Source organism: Streptomyces thermodiastaticus (assembly GCF_014656135.1).
GTDB lineage: Bacteria > Actinomycetota > Actinomycetes > Streptomycetales > Streptomycetaceae > Streptomyces > Streptomyces thermodiastaticus.
The window spans coordinates 266,001-286,106 of the sequence record NZ_BNBV01000004.1; the positions used below are offsets into that span (position 1 = coordinate 266,001).

20 protein-coding genes are annotated in these 20,106 nt (G+C 71.6%); 13 read left to right on the forward strand and 7 right to left on the reverse strand.

All coding sequences use genetic code 11. The annotated features are described in order from the left end of the window. The first annotated feature begins 4 nt into the window (after positions 1–4). The 7 genes from IE286_RS06470 (at position 5) to IE286_RS06500 (ending at position 6,545) form a co-directional block, all read left to right on the forward strand. Positions 5–556, forward strand: coding sequence for a F0F1 ATP synthase subunit B (locus IE286_RS06470; RefSeq protein WP_125497050.1), 552 nt, complete (start codon positions 5–7; stop codon positions 554–556). Next, positions 553–1,368, forward strand: coding sequence for a F0F1 ATP synthase subunit delta (locus IE286_RS06475; RefSeq protein WP_189795634.1), 816 nt, complete (start codon positions 553–555; stop codon positions 1,366–1,368). Before IE286_RS06470 ends, IE286_RS06475 begins: the two co-directional genes overlap by 4 nt. 140 nt (positions 1,369–1,508) lie before the next feature. Next, on the forward strand, positions 1,509–3,098 hold the full coding sequence (atpA, locus tag IE286_RS06480; protein WP_189795635.1) for a F0F1 ATP synthase subunit alpha: 1,590 nt from the start codon (positions 1,509–1,511) through the stop codon (positions 3,096–3,098). A gap of 21 nt (positions 3,099–3,119) precedes the next feature. Further along, entirely contained in the window at positions 3,120–4,037 is a 918-nt protein-coding gene (locus IE286_RS06485; RefSeq protein WP_189795636.1) for a F0F1 ATP synthase subunit gamma, read from the forward strand. Further along, positions 4,038–5,474 (forward strand): F0F1 ATP synthase subunit beta, encoded by a 1,437-nt coding sequence (gene atpD, locus IE286_RS06490; RefSeq protein WP_189795637.1) that lies wholly within the window; start codon positions 4,038–4,040, stop codon positions 5,472–5,474. It abuts the gene before it with no gap. Positions 5,475–5,590: 116 nt separating this feature from the next. Next, on the forward strand, positions 5,591–5,968 hold the full coding sequence (locus IE286_RS06495) for a F0F1 ATP synthase subunit epsilon (RefSeq protein WP_189795638.1): 378 nt from the start codon (positions 5,591–5,593) through the stop codon (positions 5,966–5,968). Positions 5,969–6,098: 130 nt separating this feature from the next. Continuing rightward, positions 6,099–6,545 carry a DUF2550 domain-containing protein gene (locus IE286_RS06500; protein ID WP_189795639.1) on the forward strand — a complete coding sequence of 149 codons (447 nt, stop codon included), beginning with the start codon at positions 6,099–6,101 and terminating at the stop codon, positions 6,543–6,545. A gap of 139 nt (positions 6,546–6,684) precedes the next feature. On the opposite strand, the gene IE286_RS06505 is transcribed toward IE286_RS06500, so the two are convergent. The 4 genes from IE286_RS06505 to IE286_RS06520 form a co-directional block, all read right to left on the reverse strand. Further along, the gene (locus tag IE286_RS06505) at positions 6,685–7,932 is read right to left on the reverse strand and encodes a glycoside hydrolase family 18 protein (RefSeq protein WP_189795640.1); all 1,248 of its coding nucleotides are present in this window, start codon (positions 7,930–7,932) and stop codon (positions 6,685–6,687) included. Between the two features lie 360 nt (positions 7,933–8,292). Continuing rightward, positions 8,293–8,877, reverse strand: a complete 585-nt coding sequence (locus IE286_RS06510; RefSeq protein WP_189795641.1) for a cob(I)yrinic acid a,c-diamide adenosyltransferase — start codon at positions 8,875–8,877, stop codon at positions 8,293–8,295. Positions 8,878–8,890: 13 nt separating this feature from the next. Beyond that, the gene (locus IE286_RS06515) at positions 8,891–9,640 is read right to left on the reverse strand and encodes an ABC transporter permease (protein WP_189795642.1); all 750 of its coding nucleotides are present in this window, start codon (positions 9,638–9,640) and stop codon (positions 8,891–8,893) included. Positions 9,641–9,654: 14 nt separating this feature from the next. Then, on the reverse strand, positions 9,655–10,440 hold the full coding sequence (locus tag IE286_RS06520; RefSeq protein ID WP_189795643.1) for an ABC transporter ATP-binding protein: 786 nt from the start codon (positions 10,438–10,440) through the stop codon (positions 9,655–9,657). Between the two features lie 105 nt (positions 10,441–10,545). Between IE286_RS06520 and IE286_RS06525 the strand changes: the two genes are divergently transcribed. The 4 genes from IE286_RS06525 to IE286_RS06540 all read left to right on the forward strand — a co-directional run bounded on the left by IE286_RS06525 (position 10,546) and on the right by IE286_RS06540 (position 15,823). Next, on the forward strand, positions 10,546–11,187 hold the full coding sequence (locus tag IE286_RS06525) for a TetR/AcrR family transcriptional regulator (protein ID WP_189795644.1): 642 nt from the start codon (positions 10,546–10,548) through the stop codon (positions 11,185–11,187). 211 nt (positions 11,188–11,398) lie between these two features. Then, on the forward strand, positions 11,399–12,247 hold the full coding sequence (locus tag IE286_RS06530; protein ID WP_189795645.1) for a 3-hydroxyacyl-CoA dehydrogenase family protein: 849 nt from the start codon (positions 11,399–11,401) through the stop codon (positions 12,245–12,247). 147 nt (positions 12,248–12,394) lie between these two features. Further along, entirely contained in the window at positions 12,395–12,718 is a 324-nt protein-coding gene (locus IE286_RS06535) for an STAS domain-containing protein (protein WP_189795646.1), read from the forward strand. A 387-nt stretch (positions 12,719–13,105) separates the two neighbouring features. Continuing rightward, positions 13,106–15,823 (forward strand): ATP-binding protein, encoded by a 2,718-nt coding sequence (locus tag IE286_RS06540; protein ID WP_189795647.1) that lies wholly within the window; start codon positions 13,106–13,108, stop codon positions 15,821–15,823. Positions 15,824–15,957: 134 nt separating this feature from the next. Here IE286_RS06540 and nucS read toward each other — a convergent pair whose 3' ends face one another. Then, on the reverse strand, positions 15,958–16,638 hold the full coding sequence (nucS, locus tag IE286_RS06545) for an endonuclease NucS (protein ID WP_189795648.1): 681 nt from the start codon (positions 16,636–16,638) through the stop codon (positions 15,958–15,960). A 323-nt stretch (positions 16,639–16,961) separates the two neighbouring features. Between nucS and IE286_RS06550 the strand changes: the two genes are divergently transcribed. Then, positions 16,962–17,354, forward strand: coding sequence for an SCO5389 family protein (locus IE286_RS06550; protein WP_125497066.1), 393 nt, complete (start codon positions 16,962–16,964; stop codon positions 17,352–17,354). Between the two features lie 174 nt (positions 17,355–17,528). On the opposite strand, the gene IE286_RS06555 is transcribed toward IE286_RS06550, so the two are convergent. Continuing rightward, complete coding sequence (locus IE286_RS06555) at positions 17,529–18,581, reverse strand: LLM class flavin-dependent oxidoreductase (protein ID WP_189795649.1); 1,053 nt, start codon at positions 18,579–18,581, stop codon at positions 17,529–17,531. 245 nt (positions 18,582–18,826) lie between these two features. On the opposite strand from IE286_RS06555, the gene IE286_RS06560 reads away from it, so the two are divergent. Then, a complete protein-coding gene (locus IE286_RS06560; protein ID WP_189795650.1) occupies positions 18,827–19,159 on the forward strand; it encodes an Rv1322 family protein in 333 nt (110 codons plus the stop codon). Between the two features lie 58 nt (positions 19,160–19,217). Here the strand turns inward: IE286_RS06560 and IE286_RS06565 are convergent, their stop codons facing one another. Further along, positions 19,218–20,093 (reverse strand): ABC transporter permease subunit, encoded by an 876-nt coding sequence (locus tag IE286_RS06565; RefSeq protein ID WP_189795651.1) that lies wholly within the window; start codon positions 20,091–20,093, stop codon positions 19,218–19,220. Between the last annotated feature and the right edge of the window lie 13 nt (positions 20,094–20,106).

Sequence of the window (20,106 nt, forward strand, 5' to 3'; positions counted from 1 at the left end):
TGATGTGATCGCCAACCTGGCACAGCTGGCGGCCGAGGAGACGGAGCAGAACCCGCTCCTGCCGGCCGGCCCCGAGCTGCTCGTCGGCACCATCGCCTTCGCCATCGTGTTCTTCTTCTTCTGGAAGAAGCTGCTTCCGAACATCAACAAGGTTCTGGAGGAGCGTCGCGCGGCGATCGAAGGCGGCATCGAAGAGGCCGAGGCCATGAAGGTCGAGGCCCAGAGCGTCCTGGAGCAGTACAAGGCCCAGCTCGCCGAGGCCCGGCACGAGGCCGCGCGCCTGCGCCAGGAGGCGCAGGAGCAGGGTGCCGCGCTCATCGCCGAGATGCGGGCCGAGGGCCAGCGTCAGCGCGAGGAGATCATCGCCGCCGGTCACGCCCAGATCGAGGCCGACCGCAAGGCCGCCGCGGCCGCGCTCCGCCAGGACGTCGGCAGGCTCGCCACCGAGCTGGCCGGCAAGCTCGTCGGTGAGTCCCTCGAGGACCACGCCCGGCAGAGCCGCGTGATCGACCGCTTCCTCGACGAGCTCGAGGAGAAGGCCGAGGCCGCGCGATGAACGGAGCGAGCCGTGAGGCTCTGACCGCCGCACGTGAGCGTCTCGACGCCCTGACGGACTCCACGTCCGCCTCCGCCGCGCGGCTCGCCGACGAACTGGCGGCCGTCACGGCGCTGCTCCACCGCGAGGTCGGCCTGCGTCGGGTCCTCACCGACCCGGCGCAGCCCGGTGAGGCCAAGGCCACGCTGGTCCAGCGCCTGCTGGGCGACCGGGTCGGCGGGCAGACCGTGGACCTGGTGTCGGGCATGGTGCGCGCGCGGTGGTCGCAGCCTCGGGACCTGGTGGACGCCCTGGAGGAGCTGGCGAACCTCGCCGACCTCACCTCGGCCGAGCGCTCCGGCACGCTCGACAGCGTGGAGGACGAGCTGTTCCGCTTCGGGCGGATCGTCTCCTCCAGCACCGAGCTGCGCGCGGCGCTGACCGACCGGGCCGCGAGCGCGTCGGCCAAGACCGAGCTGCTGCGCCGGCTGCTCGGCGGACGGGTCGACCCGGTCACGGAGCGTCTGGTCACGCGCCTGGTGACGGCACCGCGCGGACGTAGCCTGGAGGCGGGACTTGAGTCCCTGTCCAAGCTCGCCGCCGAGCGCCGCAACCGCATGGTCGCCGTCGTCACCTCGGCGGTCCCGCTGAGCGACACGCAGAAGCGGCGCCTGGGCGCCGCCCTCGCCAAGCTCTACGGGCGCGAGATGCACCTGAATCTCGACGTGGACCCCGAGCTGATCGGCGGGATCCGGGTGCAGGTCGGTGACGAGATCATCAACGGCTCGCTCGCGGACCGGCTCGAGGACGCGGCCCGCCGCCTGGCGAGCTGAGCAGCAACTCAACAGCACGACGTACACGACGGCCCTGGTTGGGCCGTGCAGAGGATTCACCTCTTAGCGGGGGAGTCCCCGACTCGTGGCATACCCCCCGAGTGAAACTTCGGGCCCAACAAGGAGAGCAGGGAACCCAGATGGCGGAGCTCACGATCCGGCCGGATGAGATCCGGGACGCGCTGGAGGACTTCGTCCAGTCGTACAAGCCGGACGCGGCCTCGCGCGAGGAAGTCGGCACGGTCACCCTTGCCGGCGACGGCATTGCGAAGGTCGAGGGTCTGCCCTCGGCCATGGCCAACGAGCTGCTGAAGTTCGAGGACGGCACCCTCGGCCTCGCCCTCAACCTCGAGGAGCGCGAGATCGGTGCCATCGTCCTCGGCGAGTTCAGCGGCATCGAGGAGGGCCAGTCGGTCACCCGCACCGGCGAGGTCCTGTCCGTCGCCGTCGGCGAGGGCTACCTCGGCCGTGTGGTCGACCCGCTCGGCAACCCGATCGACGGCCTCGGCGAGATCGAGACCGAGGGCCGCCGCGCCCTCGAGCTGCAGGCCCCCACGGTCATGCAGCGCAAGTCGGTGCACGAGCCGATGGAGACGGGCTACAAGGCCGTCGACGCCATGACCCCGATCGGCCGCGGCCAGCGCCAGCTGATCATCGGCGACCGCCAGACCGGCAAGACCGCCCTGGCCGTCGACACGATCATCAACCAGCGCGACAACTGGCGCTCGGGCGACCCGAAGAAGCAGGTGCGCTGCATCTACGTCGCCATCGGCCAGAAGGGTTCCACCATCGCGTCGGTGCGCCGCGCGCTGGAGGAGAACGGCGCGCTGGAGTACACCACCATCGTCGCCGCCCCGGCCTCCGACCCGGCCGGCTTCAAGTACCTCGCCCCGTACACCGGCTCGGCCATCGGCCAGCACTGGATGTACCAGGGCAAGCACGTCCTGATCGTCTTCGACGACCTGTCGAAGCAGGCCGACGCCTACCGTGCCGTCTCCCTGCTGCTGCGCCGTCCGCCGGGGCGCGAGGCCTACCCGGGTGACGTCTTCTACCTGCACTCCCGGCTGCTGGAGCGCTGCGCCAAGCTCTCCGACGACATGGGTGCCGGTTCGATGACGGGTCTGCCGATCGTCGAGACCAAGGCCAACGACGTCTCGGCGTTCATCCCGACCAACGTCATCTCCATCACCGACGGCCAGTGCTTCCTGGAGTCGGACCTGTTCAACGCCGGTCAGCGGCCCGCGCTGAACGTCGGTATCTCCGTCTCCCGCGTCGGTGGCTCCGCCCAGCACAAGGCCATGAAGCAGGTCTCCGGCCGTCTGCGCGTGGACCTCGCCCAGTTCCGTGAGCTGGAGGCGTTCGCCGCCTTCGGTTCCGACCTGGACGCCGCGTCCAAGGCCCAGCTGGAGCGCGGTCAGCGCATGGTCGAGCTGCTCAAGCAGGACCAGTACCAGCCGATGGCCACCGAGGACCAGGTCGTCTCCGTGTGGGCCGGCACCACCGGCAAGATGGACGACGTCCCGGTCGCCGACATCCGCCGCTTCGAGAAGGAGATGCTGGAGTACCTGCACCGCAAGGAGCAGGGCCTGATGACCTCCATCAAGGAGGGCGGCAAGATGTCGGACGACACCCTCCAGGCCGTCGCGGACGCCATCGCGGAGTTCAAGAAGCAGTTCGAGACCTCGGACGGCAAGCTGCTCGGCGAGGACACCCCGGCCGCCGCCAAGTGACGTAAGGAAAGGACCTGACTCATGGGAGCCCAGCTCCGGGTCTACAAGCGTCGCATCCGATCCGTCACCGCGACCAAGAAGATCACCAAGGCGATGGAGATGATCGCCGCCTCGCGCGTCGTCAAGGCGCAGCGCAAGGTGGCGGCCTCCACGCCGTACGCGCAGGAACTGACCCGCGCGGTCACGGCGGTCGGCACCGGGTCGAACACCAAGCACCCGCTGACGACGGAGGCGGAGAACCCGACCCGCGCCGCCGTCCTGCTGCTCACCAGCGACCGCGGTCTGGCCGGTGCGTTCAACGCCAACGCCATCAAGGCGGCGGAACAGCTGACCGAGCGCCTGGAGCGCGAGGGCCGGCAGGTCGACACCTACATCGTCGGCCGACGCGGTGTGGCCCACTACAACTTCCGCGACCGCACGATCACCGAGTCGTGGACGGGCTTCACCGACGAGCCGTCGTACGCGGACGCCAAGAAGGTGGCGGCCCCGCTGATCGAGGCCATCGAGAAGGACACCGCGAACGGCGGTGTGGACGAACTGCACATCGTCTACACCGAGTTCGTCTCGATGATGACGCAGACGGCGGTGGAGTCCCAGCTGCTGCCGGTGCGCCTCGACGAGGTGGCGGAGCAGACGCAGACGAAGGGCGAGATCCTTCCGCTGTACGACTTCGAGCCGTCGGCGGAGGAGGTCCTGGACGCTCTGCTGCCGCGCTACGTGGAGAGCCGTATCTACAACGCGCTGCTCCAGTCGGCCGCCTCCAAGCACGCCGCCACGCGGCGTGCGATGAAGTCGGCGACGGACAACGCCGGTGAGCTGATCGAGACGCTCACCCGGCTTGCCAACCAGGCCCGCCAGGCCGAAATCACCCAGGAAATCAGCGAGATCGTCGGTGGCGCGAGCGCCCTGGCCGACGCGACCGCGGGGAGTGACTACTAAATGACCACCACTGTTGAGACGGCCACGGCGACGGGCCGCGTCGCGCGGGTCATCGGCCCGGTCGTCGACGTGGAGTTCCCCGTCGACGCGATGCCGGACATCTACAACGCCCTGCACGTCGAGGTCACCGACCCGGCGAACGCGGGCCAGAAGAAGACCCTGACCCTGGAGGTCGCCCAGCACCTGGGCGAGGGTCTGGTCCGTGCGATCTCCATGCAGCCCACCGACGGCCTGGTCCGCCAGTCCCCGGTGACCGACACCGGCGCGCCCATCTCCGTCCCGGTCGGTGACTTCACCAAGGGCAAGGTGTTCAACACCCTCGGCGAGGTGCTGAACACCGACGCCGAGTACGACGGCGAGCGCTGGCCGATCCACCGCAAGGCGCCGAACTTCGACGAGCTCGAGTCGAAGACCGAGATGTTCGAGACCGGCGTCAAGGTCATCGACCTGCTCACCCCGTACGTCAAGGGCGGCAAGATCGGTCTGTTCGGCGGCGCCGGCGTCGGCAAGACGGTGCTCATCCAGGAGATGATCTACCGCGTCGCCAACAACCACGACGGTGTCTCCGTGTTCGCCGGTGTCGGTGAGCGCACCCGTGAGGGCAACGACCTCATCCAGGAGATGACCGAGTCCGGCGTCATCGACAAGACCGCGCTGGTCTTCGGCCAGATGGACGAGCCGCCGGGCACCCGTCTGCGCGTGGCCCTGGCCGGCCTGACGATGGCGGAGTACTTCCGCGACGTCCAGAAGCAGGACGTGCTGTTCTTCATCGACAACATCTTCCGCTTCACCCAGGCCGGTTCCGAGGTCTCCACCCTGCTGGGCCGCATGCCCTCCGCGGTGGGTTACCAGCCGAACCTGGCCGACGAGATGGGTCTGCTGCAGGAGCGCATCACCTCCACCCGCGGTCACTCCATCACCTCGATGCAGGCGATCTACGTCCCCGCGGACGACCTGACCGACCCGGCCCCGGCCACCACCTTCGCCCACCTGGACGCGACGACGGTGCTGTCCCGTCCGATCTCCGAGAAGGGCATCTACCCGGCCGTCGACCCGCTGGACTCCACGTCCCGCATCCTGGACCCGCGGTACATCTCGCAGGACCACTACGACTGCGCCATGCGCGTCAAGAACATCCTGCAGAAGTACAAGGACCTCCAGGACATCATCGCGATCCTCGGTATCGACGAGCTGGGCGAGGAGGACAAGCTCGTCGTCCACCGTGCCCGCCGCGTGGAGCGCTTCCTGTCCCAGAACACGCACGTCGCCAAGCAGTTCACCGGTGTGGACGGCTCGGACGTGCCGCTGGACGAGTCCATCGCCGCGTTCAACGCGATCTGCGACGGTGAGTTCGACCACTTCCCGGAGCAGGCGTTCTTCATGTGCGGTGGTCTCGAGGACCTGAAGAAGAACGCGAAGGAGCTGGGCGTCTCCTGAACTCGGTGACCCGAGTCCGGCCGAGGGGGCGGGAGCGTCCCGCCCCCTCACTCACGCCCCTTAGTATTGACCCCAACACCCGGCACCCTGCCGGGTGGTGATCCGAGGAGCCACCCTTGGCTGCTGAGCTGCACGTCGAGCTGGTCGCCGCCGACCGCCAGGTCTGGTCCGGTGAGGCCACCCTGGTCGTCGCGCGCACCACGTCCGGCGACATCGGCGTCATGCCCGGTCACCAGCCGCTGCTCGGTGTGCTGGAGTCGGGCCCGGTGACCATCCGTACGAGTGACGGTGAGACGGTCGTCGCCGCGGTGCACGGCGGTTTCATCTCGTTCGCGGACAACAAACTGTCGCTGCTCGCGGAGATCGCCGAGCTGGCGGACGAGATCGACGTCCAGCGCACGGAGCGGGAGCTGGAACGCGCGAAGGCGGAAGGCGACGCCCATGCCGAGCGGCGAGCGGACGTACGACTGCGTGCGGCTTCGGCGGCGCGCTGAACGAAGCTCGCGATCTGATGACACCACTCAGCCGCGGCCGGTACCGGAGAACTCCGGTACCGGCCGCGGCTGAGGTGGATGTAGGTGTTTTTTCCGTTCCATTACCTAGGAGACGAGGAGGTCGGTGCCGATGGTCCTCGCTCTGAGTGTGTGCGCGATCGTGGTCGCGCTCGTGGTGGTGGGACTGTTCGTCTTCGGGCTGCGCCGCCGGCTGCTCCAGCGCTCGGGCGGCACCTTCGACTGCAGCCTGCGCTGGGGGGTGGCCGAGGAGCCCGACACCAGCGGCAAGGGCTGGAGCTACGGGGTCGCCCGCTACAACGGCGACCGGGTGGAGTGGTTCCGGGTCTTCTCCTACGCCCCGCGTCCGCGGCGCCTGCTGGAACGCGCCTGCATCGAGGTGGCGGGCCGCCGGCTGCCCGAGGGCGAGGAGGAACTGGCGCTGCTGTCGGACGCGGTGATCCTCACCTGCCTGCACCAGGACGTCCGGGTGGAACTGGCCATGAGCGAGGACGCCCTCACCGGCTTCCTCGCCTGGCTGGAGGCCGCCCCGCCGGGACAGAGGGTGAACGTCGCGTAGAGCGACGTGGAGCGAGTCAGCGACGTAGAGCGGCGTTCCGAGCCCCGCCCGGCCCCGTCCCGCAGGCCGGCAGACGCACGAAGAAGCTCCCCCGGATGCGGTCCGGGGGAGCTTCCTCATGTCGTGCGGGATGCTGCGCTTACGCCAGACCGTTGCTCAGGGCGGTGATCAGCTCACCGTTGGCGGTGTCGCCGCTGAAGTCCCAGGCGAAGGCGCCGCCCAGGCCCTGTTCGTTCGCCCAGGCCATCTTCGAGGCGATGGTGTCCGGGGTGTCGTAGGACCACCAGTTGCTGCCGCAGTGGGCGTAGGCGGTGCCGGCGACGGTGCCGGTGACCGGGCAGGTGTTCTTGAGGACCTTGTAGTCCTCGATGCCCTGCTCGTAGGTGCCGGCGGCGGGGCCGGTCGCGGTGCCGCCCGGGGCGTCCTGGGTGACGCCGGTCCAGCCGCGGCCGTAGAAGCCGATGCCGAGGAGCAGCTTGTTCGCGGGCACACCCTGGGCCTTGAACGCGGCGATCGCGTCGGCGCTGGTGAAGCCCTGCTTCGGGATGCCGTCGTAGGAGGTCAGCGGCGAGTGCGGGGCGGTGGGACCCTGGGCGTCCCAGGCGCCGAAGAAGTCGTACGTCATGACGTTGTACCAGTCGACGTACTGGGAGGCGCCCGCGTAGTCGGTGGCCTCGATCTTGCCGCCGGCCGTGCCGTCCGCGGTGACGGCGGCGGTGACCAGCTCGTCGCCGAACTTGGAGCGCAGCGCGGCCATCAGGTTCCTGAAGGCGTCGGGGCCGCTGCTGTCACAGGTCTGACCGCAGGCGTTCGGGTACTCCCAGTCGATGTCGATGCCGTCGAAGACACCGTCCCAGCGCGGGTCGTGCACCAGGTCGTAGCAGGACTGGGCGAAGCCCTGCGGGTCCTTGGCGGCGTCGGCGAAGCCGCCGGACCAGGTCCAGCCGCCGAAGGACCACAGCACCTTGAGGTTCGGGTACTTCGCCTTGAGCTGGCGCAGCTGGTTGAAGTTGCCGCGCAGCGGCTGGTCCCAGGTGTCGGCCTGCCCGCTGACGGACTGGTCGGCGGTGAAGGCCTTGTCGTAGTCGGCGTAGGAGTCGCCGATGGCGCACTTGCCGCCGGTGACGTTGCCGAAGGCGTAGTTGATGTGGGTGATCTTCGCCGCGGTGCCGGAGGTGTCCAGGTTCTTGACGTTGAAGTTGCGGCCGTAGGTGCCCCACTCGGTGAAGTAGCCGAGCTTGACCTTGCCGCTGTCGGCGGCGGCGCGGGTCTGGACGGTGGGGGAGTGGCCGGTGGCGGCCTGGGCGCCGGCCGAGAACCCGAGAAGGCCGCCCAGGGGGAGCAGCAGGGTCGCGAATCCTGCCGCGGCTCTGTGTGCGAAGCGCATGAAGCGCCTCCTCTGTGTGCGGGGGATGTCAGGGGCATGACGGTCTGCACGCCCTTCGCGCGAATATAGAAAGGTCTGGACCACTGGTCAATGGGTCTGGACCAATAGCACCGTCAGAGCCTCAACTCCCGGAGGCCCAGCGGTGTTTTGCGCCCTGCTGACCATCTCTTGACCGTCCCCCGGCGGGTCCCTCCGCGTTCTTCGAGCAGGGGCGGGCGGCATGGAAGGACGTCGTCGGACCGGGTGCCGGCATCGCGGACAGGCCGCACCGTCACTCCCGCACGCTGCTTCGAGCAGGGGAACCCTCGGAGCGCGCACCGGACGCCGTCCGGCCCGCCCCTCAGGCGGACGGCGCGGCTTTCAGATTCCGGTCCCGCGTTCCCCGCCCGGCACCCACAGCACGTCGCCGGTCTCCTTGTTCGCCGTGCGCGCCAGGATGAACAACAGGTCGGACAGGCGGTTGAGGTAGGTCGCGGTGAGCGGGTTCATCGTCTCGCCGTGCACCTCCAGAGCCGCCCAGGTGGAGCGCTCGGCCCGGCGGACGACCGTGCAGGCCTGGTGCAGCAGGGCCGCGCCGGGCGTGCCGCCGGGGAGAATGAACGAGCGCAGCTTGTCCAGCTCGGCGTTGAAGCGGTCGCAGTCCGCCTCCAGCCGGTCGATGTAGGACTGCTCGATGCGCAGCGGCGGGTACTTCGGGTTCTCCACCACCGGGGTGGACAGGTCCGCGCCTACGTCGAACAGGTCGTTCTGCACGCGGGAGAGCACGGTGACGATCTCCTCGCCGAGGCCGCCCAGCGCGATCGCCGTGCCGATCACCGCGTTCGCCTCGTTGGCGTCGGCGTAGGCCGCGATGCGCAGGTCGGTCTTGGCGACCCGGCTCATGTCCCCGAGGCTGGTGGTGCCCTGGTCGCCGGTCCTGGTGTAGATGCGTGTCAGATTGACCATGTACTCAGCGTAGTCATGCCCCGGCCCGGCGGAAGACACGTGTGCCCACCGTCACCGCGAGCACCGCGAAGCCCACGGCCACCAGGACGCCGCGCAGCATGTGTGGGCTGGTGTACGAGCCGGCGTAGGCGTCGCGCACCGCGTCCACCAGGTAGCGCAGCGGCACCACGTGCGAGAGCGCTTCGAGCCAGGCCGGTGCCAGGCTCATCGGAAGCATCAGGCCGGACAGCAGCATCGAGGGCATCGCCACCCCGTTCACCAGCGGGGCGAACTCCTGCGGGGTGGCGACCGTCAGCCCCAGCGCGTACGACAGCGAGGCCAGCGCGACGGCGAGCAGGGCGACGAAGCCGAAGCCGACGAGGATGCCGCCGAGCGGTGCGCGCAGCCCCATGGCCAGGGCCGCCAGCACCAGCAGCACCGCCTGGAACAGCAGGACCGTGGTGTCCCGCAGCACCCGGCCGAGCAGCAGCGCCAGCCGGCTGACCGGGGTCACCCGCATCCGCTCCACCACGCCCTGCGCCTTCTCCAGGATGATCGAGAAACCCGCGAACAGCGCTCCGAACAGGGCGAGTTGCAGCAGCAGTCCGGGCACCAGGACCTGCCAGGAGCTGCCCTGGCCGCCCAGCGGCAGCCCGGTGAGCAGCGGACCGAAGAAGAACAGATACAGCAGTGGCGTGAGGACGCCGAAGAACAGGGCCACGCCCGAGCGCAGCGACTGGCGCAGACAGCGGCCGTAGACGAGAGCGGTGTCCTTGAACAGCATCGGTCTCGGTCTCCCTAGATGGCGACGGGGGCCGCGTCGGCCGGAGCGGGCCGGCGGCCGGTGATGGCGAGGAAGGCGTCCTGCAGCGAGGCGTCGGCCGAGCCGGCGTGCTCCCGCTTGAGCGCGCTCGGTGTGCCCTCGGCCACCACCACGCCGTGGTCGACCACGACCAGCCGGTCGGCGAGGGCGTCGGCCTCGTCCAGGTAGTGGGTGGTCAGGAAGACCGTGGTGCCGTGCTCGTCGCGCAGGCGGCGCACCAGGTCCCACAGGTCCGCCCGGCTGCCCGGGTCCAGGCCGGTCGTCGGCTCGTCCAGGAACAGCACGCGAGGGCGGTGGGTGAGCGCCATCGCGATGTCCAGCCGGCGGCGCTGTCCGCCGGAGAGCGCCGCGGTCCTGCGGTCCAGCAGACCGTCCAGGCCGAGATCCTGTGCCAGCTCCCGGGCGCGCTCGACGGCCTCCGCCTTGGTGAGCCGGTACAGCCGGCCCTGGGTGACCAGTTCCTCCCGGACGGTGATCTGCCCGTCCACCCCGCCCGACTGCGCGACATAGCCGCACGCGCGGCGCACCCCGACCGGGTCGGTGACCAGGTGGCAGCCCGCGACGGTGGCGGTGCCGCCCGTCGGCGCCAGCAGGGTGGTGAGCATCCGCAGGGTGGTCGTCTTGCCGGCGCCGTTGGGGCCGAGGAAGCCGAGGATCTCGCCCTCGTGGACGGTGAGGTCGATGCCGCGCACCGCGTGCACGGGGCCGCGCTTGGTGCGGAACGTACGGGCCAGTCCGGCCGCGCTGATGACTGCTGCCATGCCGTCCACGAAAGCAGAGAGACTGAAACTCTGCAACCACTCCAAAAATGTGGAGTCACCAAAGACGAGAGGCCGCCAAAGATGTGCCCCCCTACGATGGGGGGCATGGCAGAGGGGCTCAGGGAGCGCAAGAAGCGCCAGACCAGGCAGCGCATCTCGGACATCGCCACCGGACTGTTCCTGGAGCGGGGCTTCGCGGCGGTGACGATGGCGGACGTGGCTCAGGCCGCCGACGTCTCGGTGAACACCGTCTACAACTACTTCCCGGCCAAGGAGGACCTCTTCTTCGACCGCTCCGCCGACCTCGTGGACCGGCTCTCCCGCTGGGTGCGCGGGCGCCGCACGGGGGAGTCCGCCACGCGGGCCGTGCTGCGCGAGCTGCGCGAGGAGGTCGAGGCGGTCTCGCCGCGGGTCGGCCTCATGGAGGGCTACAGCCGCTTCATGCGGGTCGTCCACGAGGCGCCGACGCTGCGGTCGAGGCTGTGGAGCCTGCAGCAGGAGGGCAAGACCAACCTGGAGGCCGCGCTGCGCGAGGAGACCGGCGCCGCGCCGGACGATCCGCTGCCGGGGCTGATCGCCGGCCAGATCTGCTGGATCGAGCAGACGGTCTTCGTCGCCATCGGCCACGAGATGCTGAAGGGCCGCAACCCGGAGGAGGTGTCCCGGGACGTCCTGGCTCTCCTCGACGACATCGAGGACGTGTTGAGCGAGAAGGTCCTCAACTACGCCGTCCGAGGCGACGGCTGACACCTGAGGGTGTGATGTCCGTCAATTGAGACGTGACGCGCGTTACTTACCGGTCACACAGCCCCGAACGGGCGCTAGGGTCCGCCCAGGAGCCTTACGTCACCAGCGGGTGAGCGCTCCCGCGGACCGCCTCGCGCATACGGCGGAGCCGGTCCGCCGCAGCCGTTCACAGCGGATCACGCCCGCGCAGTCGTTCGAAGGGGAGTCGTCAGTGGCACGGAAACTCGCCGTCATCGGGGCCGGCCTCATGGGTTCCGGCATCGCCCAGGTCTCCGCGCAGGCGGGCTGGGACGTCGTCCTGCGGGACGTCACCGACGAGGCCCTCGGGCGCGGCACCGACAGCATCAAGGCCTCGTACGACAAGTTCGTCAGCAAGGGCAAGCTGGCCGCCGAGGACGCCGAGGCCGCGCTCGCGCGCATCACCCCGACCACCGACCTGGACGCCGCCGCCGACGCCGACGTCGTCGTGGAGGCCGTCTTCGAGAAGCTGGACGTCAAGCACGAGATCTTCCGCACGCTCGACAAGCTGGTGCGCGAGGACACCGTGCTCGCCTCCAACACCTCCGCCATCCCGATCACCAAGATCGCTTCCGTGACCGAGCACCCGGAGCGGGTCGTGGGCGTCCACTTCTTCTCGCCGGTGCCGATGATGCAGCTGGTCGAGCTGGTCCGCGGCTACAAGACCAGCGACGAAACCCTGGCCACGGCGCGGGAGTTCGCCGAGTCCGTGGGCAAGACCTGCATCGTCGTCAACCGGGACGTGGCCGGCTTCGTCACCACCCGGCTCATCTCCGCCCTCGTGGTGGAGGCGACCAAGCTGTACGAGTCGGGCGTGGCCAGCGCCGAGGACATCGACCTCGCCTGCAGGCTGGGCTTCGGCCACGCCATGGGCCCGCTCGCCACCGCCGACCTCACCGGCGTCGACATCCTGCTGCACGCCACCGACAACATCTACACCGAGACCCAGGACGAGAAGTTCGCCCCGCCGGAGCTGATGCGCCGGATGGTGGACGCCGGTGACATCGGCCGCAAGAGCGGGCAGGGCTTCTACACGTACTGAGCCGCAGGCGCACCACCCGTATCACCCTTCGGGGTGATTTTGGTATCGGTTCGCCAACAACCAGCAACCGCACCGGGGCTCGGACAGTCAGACGGTGCACAGCCAACCGTCGCACGGAGCAGGTCACCGCACTCACGGGGAGCGCATATGTACATCAGGGGCGACCACGCCCAGGTGGTCGTCGGGGGCCGCCTGGACGTCCGCAGCGCGGCGGACGCCCGTGCGGCCCTGCACTCGGCCGTGGACGACGGCGTGGGAGACCTGATCCTGGACCTGTCAGAGCTGGAAGCCTGGGACGCCACCGGGCTCGGTGTGATCATGGGGGTCCACCGGCGCGCCGGCCGCTGCGGCCGGCGTCTGGTGCTGCGCGGCGTACCGCCGCAGATGCAGCGCCTGCTGGTGGCCACCCGCCTGCACCGCATCCTGGCCATCGAGGGCGGCCTCGGCGCCCAGACGGCACCCCCCGCCTGAACGAGCCGCGGTACGGACCCCCGGGCGCACACGGCGGCGGCCCGTACCGCCCGGCGGCCGCCGCCCGTCCCGGCCCCCGCACGGCTCCTTGCGGGACGGCACGCCGGCGAGGCGACCCGAGCGATCTCCGGGAGCGTGCCGGATCGCTGCGAAGCGCACGACGGACGCAATCCTCATGAGACTGTGACGTCTCGGGCGGCCCGGTACCCCGGACTGTCGGGGATACTGTGCGAAGGTTTAGTGTTCGGTCGCCCGCTGCCTCGCGACCCTCGAGCGGGCCCGGACCAGAAGCGACAGCGTGGTGTGCGGCAAGGCCGGGAGGGCGGGCCCGGCCGCCGGGCCCGAGCACACGAGACGCTTTTGGGGGGCTTGGAACCTATGGAACCCATGGACCCGAACACCCGGGAGCCCGAGGACCAGGGCCAGGACGGCGACGGCCGCGCGCCGGGCCGGCGCCCGCCCAGGGATTCCCTCGCAGCCGACTTTCCGCCCCTCGCGCCGGCACCGGTCCGCACGGTGCAGCTCGTCGCGGGCGACTTCCTGCTCACCGTCAACCCCGTCGACGGCAGCGAGATCGAGTCCTGTCCGCCCGGGGAACGGTTCGGCCGGGCGTCCCGGTACACCGTCGACGCACGCGCCGAGGCCGACCGTGCCACGAGGCCGCCCGCCCCGCCCGGCCCCGCCCGCCCCGCCCCGCCCCTCCTGGGACGCCGGGAGGAACGCGAGCGGCTGGTGAGGCTGCTCGCCCGTGGCCGCTGCGCGCGCCTGACCGGCGCGCCCGGCTCCGGCCGCACCAGCCTCCTCGACGTCGTCGCCGAGGACTGCGCGGACTTCGCGCCCGACGGCGTCGTACGCCTGAGCGGATACCGGCGCACGGCCGAGGACCTGCTGCACGACCTGTTCCACGCCGTGTACGACGCCCCCCGGTACCGGCCCGGCCGGGAGGAACTGCTCGAACACGTCCGGGAGATCGGCGCGATCGTCGTCGTGGACGACCTCGAGTTCGGCGGCAGCGCCCTGGACGAACTGCTCGACGCGACCCCCGAGTGCGCCTTCCTGATGGCGGCCACCCCCGATGTGCCCGCCGCCTCCGCCGAGTTCGAGGTCGAGGAGATCGTCCTCGGCGGACTCGGCCGCGCCGACGGCATCGCGCTCGTCGAGCAGGGCGTGGGCCGTCCCCTCACCGAGGAGGAGGCCAACTGGGCCGGCGACGTGTGGTTCGAGTCCGAGGGCCTGCCGCTGCGCTTCGTCCAGGCCGGCGCCCTGCTGCGCCAGCGCGACCGGCTGCGGGCCGACGCCGACGCCGTCGAGGAGTTCGGCGTGTTCGCCGACACCTCCGCCGCCGACGGCCCGGTGGACGGCACGGGCGAGGGCGGTGACGGCGCACAGCTGCCGCTGCCCTCGCTCGGCGAGGCCGCCGGACCCGCGCCGCTGCTCGCCTCCCGGCTCAGCGCCAGCGCCCGGGCCGCGCTGCGCTTCGCCGTCGCGCTCGGCGGAGAGGTGCCCCACCCGGCGCATCTGCCCGCGCTGGTGGGGGACACCCACGCCGACGCGGCCCTCGGCGAGCTGGTCGCCTGCGGGCTGGTGTCCCCGGTCGGCTGCCGCTACCGGCTCGCCGCCGGTGTGCTCACCCAGCTGCAGGCCGCCGGCTACGGCGACGACGGCGAGGAGACCGCCCGCGCCGCCGCCCGGCACTACACCTGGTGGGCCGGTCACCCCTCGGTCGGCGCCGAGCGGGTGTGCGCCGAGGCGGACGCGGTGCTGGCCGCGCTGGCCGTGCTGGTGCCGACGGCCGGGCCGGGCGAGGACGGCGAGGCAAGCCCCGCGGTGCGGCTCGCACGGGCCGCCGCACCCGCCTTCGCCGCGGGAAGCGACTGGGGTGCCTGGGAGCGGGCCCTGCGCTTCGGCGCGGAGGCCTCCCGGCTCGCCGGCGAGGTCGCCGGCCAGGCGTACTTCCACCACGAGCTGGGGATCCTCGCGCTGTGCGGCGGCCTGCTGGACCGGGCCCGGGCCGAGCTGGAGGCCTCCATCGGCCTGCGCGGGGCCGTCGCCGACAAGCGCGGCACCGTCGCCGGCCGCCGCGCGCTCGCCCTGGTCGAGGACCGCTCCGGCACCGCGTCCGGACCGGACGCGGTGCCGGTGCCGGGCCTTGGGGGCGCACCGGCCGCGGAGGAGGTGCCGGACGCCCGCACCGAGGAGTCGGCCACGCCGCCGGACGCCGTCACCACGCCGTTCCCGAAGCTGAAGCCGCCCGTCGGCGACACCGCCACGCTGGTCTCCTACCAGCCGCCGAACGCGGCACCGCCGGGCGCGGCCCGGCCGGCCGCGGCCCCGGCCGCCAAGCGGACCGGCATCAAGGCGTTCGCCCGCCGCAATCTGGTGGCGGCGGGCGCCGGCGCGGTGCTCGCGGCCGTGCTGGGCACGGTGGTCACGCTCGGCGCGACCTCCCACAACGACCCCGACACCCCGTCCGACAAGGTCGGCGTCAACCCGTCGGCCAGCCAGGGCGCGGACGACGGCAGTCTGGGCGCCGACACCCCGCCGCAGGACGGCGGCCCGGGCGGCGGTGCCGTCCCGGCGGACGGCAGCGTCGGCACCGCGACCGGGCGGCCCACCGACCCGGGCCCGGACGGCACCGTGGGTACGGCGGACGACCCGGCGCCGACGCGCGGCGGTGCCGGGCCCTCCGACACCATCGAACCGACCGGCGGCGGCACGTCGTCCGGCACCTCGCCCGACCCGACCGGCTCCTCGGGTTCCGCGGGCGGCAGCCATACCGGGGGCTCCTCGGGCGGCACCGGCTCGCAGACCGGCGGTTCCAGCGGCTCCGGCAGCCCGACCGGCGGCGGCAGCGGTGACCCGACCACGGGCGGCGGTTCCGGCGAATCCGGCGGCAGCGGCGATCCGACCACGGGCGGCGGTTCCGGCGAATCCGGCGGCAGCGGTGACCCGACCACGGGCGGCGGTTCCGGCGAATCCGGCGGCAGCGGGGACGCGACGGGCGGCGGCTCCTCGCCGACCTCCGGTGTCTCGGCGGGCGTTACGTCCACGAGCACCTCGGCGAACAGCCCCGCCGCTCCCTCCGGCACGGCGACGGCCGCCTGACCGGCAGGCCTCGCCGCGGCCGCACCGCCCCGGCGTCCGGGCCGCGGGTGCGGCCGCGACAGCACGGCAGGGGCCGGGTCCCGCACCCCGCGGAACCCGGCCTCTGCCGCTGTGCCCGAAGGACGGCGGCGCCGTCAGAACAGGCGCAGCTTGTCGTCCTCGATGCCCCGCAGGGCGTCGTAGTCCAGCACGTGACAGTCGATGCCGCGGTCGGTCGCCAGCACCCGCGCCTGCGGCTTGATCTCCTGGGCGGCGAAGATGCCGCGCACCGGCGCCAGGTGCGGATCGCGGTTGAGCAGCTCCAGATAGCGGGTGAGCTGCTCCACCCCGTCGATCTCGCCGCGCCGCTTGATCTCCACCGCGACGGTCTGCCCCGAGCCGTCGCGGCACAGGATGTCCACCGGCCCGATGGCCGTCATGTACTCGCGCCGGATGAGGGTGTAGCCCTCACCGAGGGTCTCGATGCGGTCGGCGAGGAGCTCCTGCAGATGCGCCTCCACGCCGTCCTTGATCAGCCCGGGATCCACACCCAGCTCATGGCTGGAGTCGTGGAGGATCTCCTCCATCGTGATGATGAGCTTCTCGCCCGCCTTGTTGACGACCGTCCACACGCCCGGGGCGCCGTCCCCGTCGCCGGCCTGCTCCTTGAGGGTGCACGGCGGCGACATCCAGTTCAGGGGCTTGTAGGCGCGATCGTCCGCGTGGATCGAGACGCTGCCGTCCGCCTTGACCAGGATCAGGCGCGGCGCTGACGGCAGGTGGGCGGTGAGCCGCCCGGCGTAGTCGACGGAACATCGGGCAATGACGAGACGCATGGTCGGCAACGCTACTCGACACACCGCGCCGCGCGCGATTCGGTCGCCGATGCCCCGCTTCCGGTCCCCGCACGGGCCACGTACGGCCGCCGTGCGCCGCCCGTGCCACGCCCCGATTTCCACTGGAACATCCGTGTTCACTCGTGGCCGATTGTGTACACAACTCGACTGACCTGTATGGGCATTTGCCTAGTGAGCCTTCGCTTCGTTGCCTACCGTAGGAACGGGTGGTCGCGATGTGTGTACTCACCGTGTTCGGTATCGCGAACTCCCTCTTATCTGTCCGGCAACCCCTGCTCATCGGGGGTGCGAGAGGAGAACCCATGTCGCTCGACGTCTCACCGGCCCTGCTCGAGAAGGCCGAGCGAGGCGAGGTCGACGAAGCGGAATTCGTCGACTGCGTCCGGACCTCCCTGCCCTACGCATGGGAGATGATCAGCTCCCTGGTGGCCCAGCTGAAGGTGGACGGCGGTGACTTCGCCGACAACCAGACGCCCCCGCCGGACGAGCACGCGCGCGGTCAGCTGCTGCGTGCGCTCGCGAGTGACGCGATACGCGGCGCGCTGCAGCGGCACTTCGGGGTGCGGCTGGCCTTCCAGAACTGCCACCGGGTGGCGGTGTTCCCGATGGACGCCTCGGCCGACGAGTCGCTGGCCCGGTTCACGTCGGTGCGCAGCCAGCTGCTCAACCAGTCGCCCGAGCTCAGGGACTGCTGACGCGGTGGCCGCGGGCTTGCCGCCCCGAACGCGGGAGGCGCGTCACAGTGCCGGGGCGGCAGGCCGCTCCCGTCGGCCGGCCCGCCGGGGCCGGTCCGGCGGACCGGGCCGCGGACGCCGGGGCCGGTACGGGACGGCCGCGGCGGGCACGGCCCAGGGCGTGTTGTGAAAGCGCTAGCCGACCCGGGCACGTCCCTGTGCGCCCAGCCGGGGCAGCACCTCGGCGCCGAGCCGCCGGACGTTCTCCTCGGTGGCGGCGAGGTCGCCGGAGCCTTCGACGAGCAGCGCGAAACGGGAGATCCCGGTCCGCTCGGCGGTGGCCGCGAGCCGGTCGGCGCACACCTGCGGGGTGCCCACCGGGTGCAAGGCGCAGAGCAGTTCGGTGTAGGCGAGCGGATCGCGCATCCGGCGGGTGCGGCCGTCCACCGTCCTATGCGCCCCCAGACCCTGTTCGAGCCAGCCCGGCATCGCCTTCAGCAGCGTCTCCACCGCGTCCGTGCTCCGGTCGGCGATCTGGCAGACGCCCGCCGAGACATGTGCGGCGCCGCGGATCTCCTCCTCGCCGCGCCCGGCCTCGCGGGCCGCACGCCGCCACAGGGCGACCATCTCGGCCTTCTCCTCGTCTCCGGCGTGCATGCCGAGCAGCATCGGCAGACCGCGTTCGGCGGCCAGGCGGACGCTCGCCGGCGAGGTGCACGCGACGACGACCTCCGGGCCCGGTGCGTCGGTCAGCGCCTGGGACGGGCGAGGCACGACGGGCACCGCACGGAAACGGAACCGCTCCCCGTCGGCCGACACCGACGGCTCGCGCAGCCAGCGCATCAGCAGATCGAGTGATTCGGGGAATCCCGACTCGTACGCCTCGACGCCCGCCCCGAACACCTCCAGGTCCACCCACGGCCCGCCGCGCCCCACGCCCAGCGAGAACCGTCCGCCGCTCGTCACATGCAGCAGTGCGGCCTGCTCGCCGAGCGCGACCGGATGCGCGGTGGTCAGCACACTGACTGCCGTGCCCACCCGCAGGGTGCGGGTGCGGCCCAGCAGCAGCGCGGCGAGGGTGATGGCCGACGGGCACGTCCCGTACGGCACGAAGTGGTGCTCGGCCAGCCAGACCGCGTCCAGCCCGGCCTGCTCGGCGACCTCGGCGGTGCGCACCGCCCGGTGCAGCGCCTCCCCTTGGCCCTGCCCGGGGAACTGGGCGGCCACCACGAAGCTTCCGACGTGCATTGCTTTCCTGCTTCCTCGGCTCCGACACGGAGCTCCCCCACTCACGCATAACCGGATGACACGTGCCGAGGACACGGCCGGACGGATCGGCGGATGGTCTGCCCGCACTGTGGTGCGCCGGGCGCCCGCCCGTCGGGCGCCGCCGGCGGCACGGCCGCACTCGGGTGCCGCACGCCCGGCCGTCCGGCCGTGGCGCGTACGCTGGAGCGGACGTGTCCCGCTGCCCCAACTCGGTGAGGTGTTCCGTGTCTCCGCGTCGCAACCGCCCCAAGGGTTCCGGCTCCGCCGGCTGGAGCGCCGAGGACGACGCCGCACAGCGCTACGGCGGCTGGCAGTTCACGGAGAGCTGGCAGGGCGAGGCGTGGAGCGTGCGCCATGTCGCCGGGGCCAGCGCCGCCGGCAAGACCTACCGCTGCCCGGGCTGCGACCAGCTGATCGGCTCCGGCGTCCCGCACGTGGTGGCCTGGCCCGAGTACGCCGGGGTGGACGACCGCCGGCACTGGCACAAGGCCTGCTGGAACGCCCGGGACCGCCGCAGCGCACGGGTGCAGCGGTCCCGCAACGCGCCGCGCTACTGAACCGGTTCCCGCACGGCCGCGGGGACCGCGCGGGGAACGGCGACGTCCCCAGACGTCCCTACACGTCCCGCCGGTTCAGCAGCGCCCAGGCGCCCGCGAAGGCGACGGCGGCCACGCCCAGCATGATCCACACCGGGTCCCAGCCCGCGGGGCCCGAGTCTCCCAGGCGGCCGGTGTAGAAAACGCTCAGCTGGGTCGGGACGGAGTAGTGCAGCAGGCCGGTGCGCACCGTCCGCAGCGACCGCGCGGTCATGAACAGCGCGAGCACCAGCGGCGCGAGCACGACGCCGATCATGACGGTGATGGCGGCCGCCGCATGCCGCAGCATCGAGCCGACCAGCAGCGAGACCAGCCCGAGCAGGGCCAGGAAGCAACTGACGCCGACCGTGGCCCTGAGCCACTGACCGCCGGTGGGCCGCGGGGCGCCGCTGCCGGACAGCAGGGACGTCTGCAGGAAGCCGACGAGCGTGCTGCACACCAGGGTCACCGTGAAGGCCAGCAGGAAGAACACCACGGCCTTTGCCAGGAGCACCCGGACCCGGCTGGGGCACGTGGTCATCGTGGTGCGGATCAGGCCCGTGCTGTACTCGGAGGTCGTGGTCAGCGCACCGAGCGTGACGAGGCAGACGCTGCCGACGAGCAGCCCGACGATGCCCAGCGACAGCGTGTTCTTCTCCCCGCGCAGGTCCGCCGAGGACGCGGCGACCCCCAGGCCGACCAGCAGTCCGGTCCCGACCACCAGCAGCACGTACACCCCGAGCGTCCACCGCGTGGAGCGCACCGATCTGATCTTCGTCCACTCCGCGGCGACCGCGTGCCCGAGGTGGGTGCGCACCACGGGGATGGGCGAGGTGTAACCGGAGTACGGATCGGGCGTGACCGCCTGGGCGGCGGACGGCGGGCCCGGCGGTGCCGGCCTCTCGGGCGTGCTCATCGGGGGTCCTCGG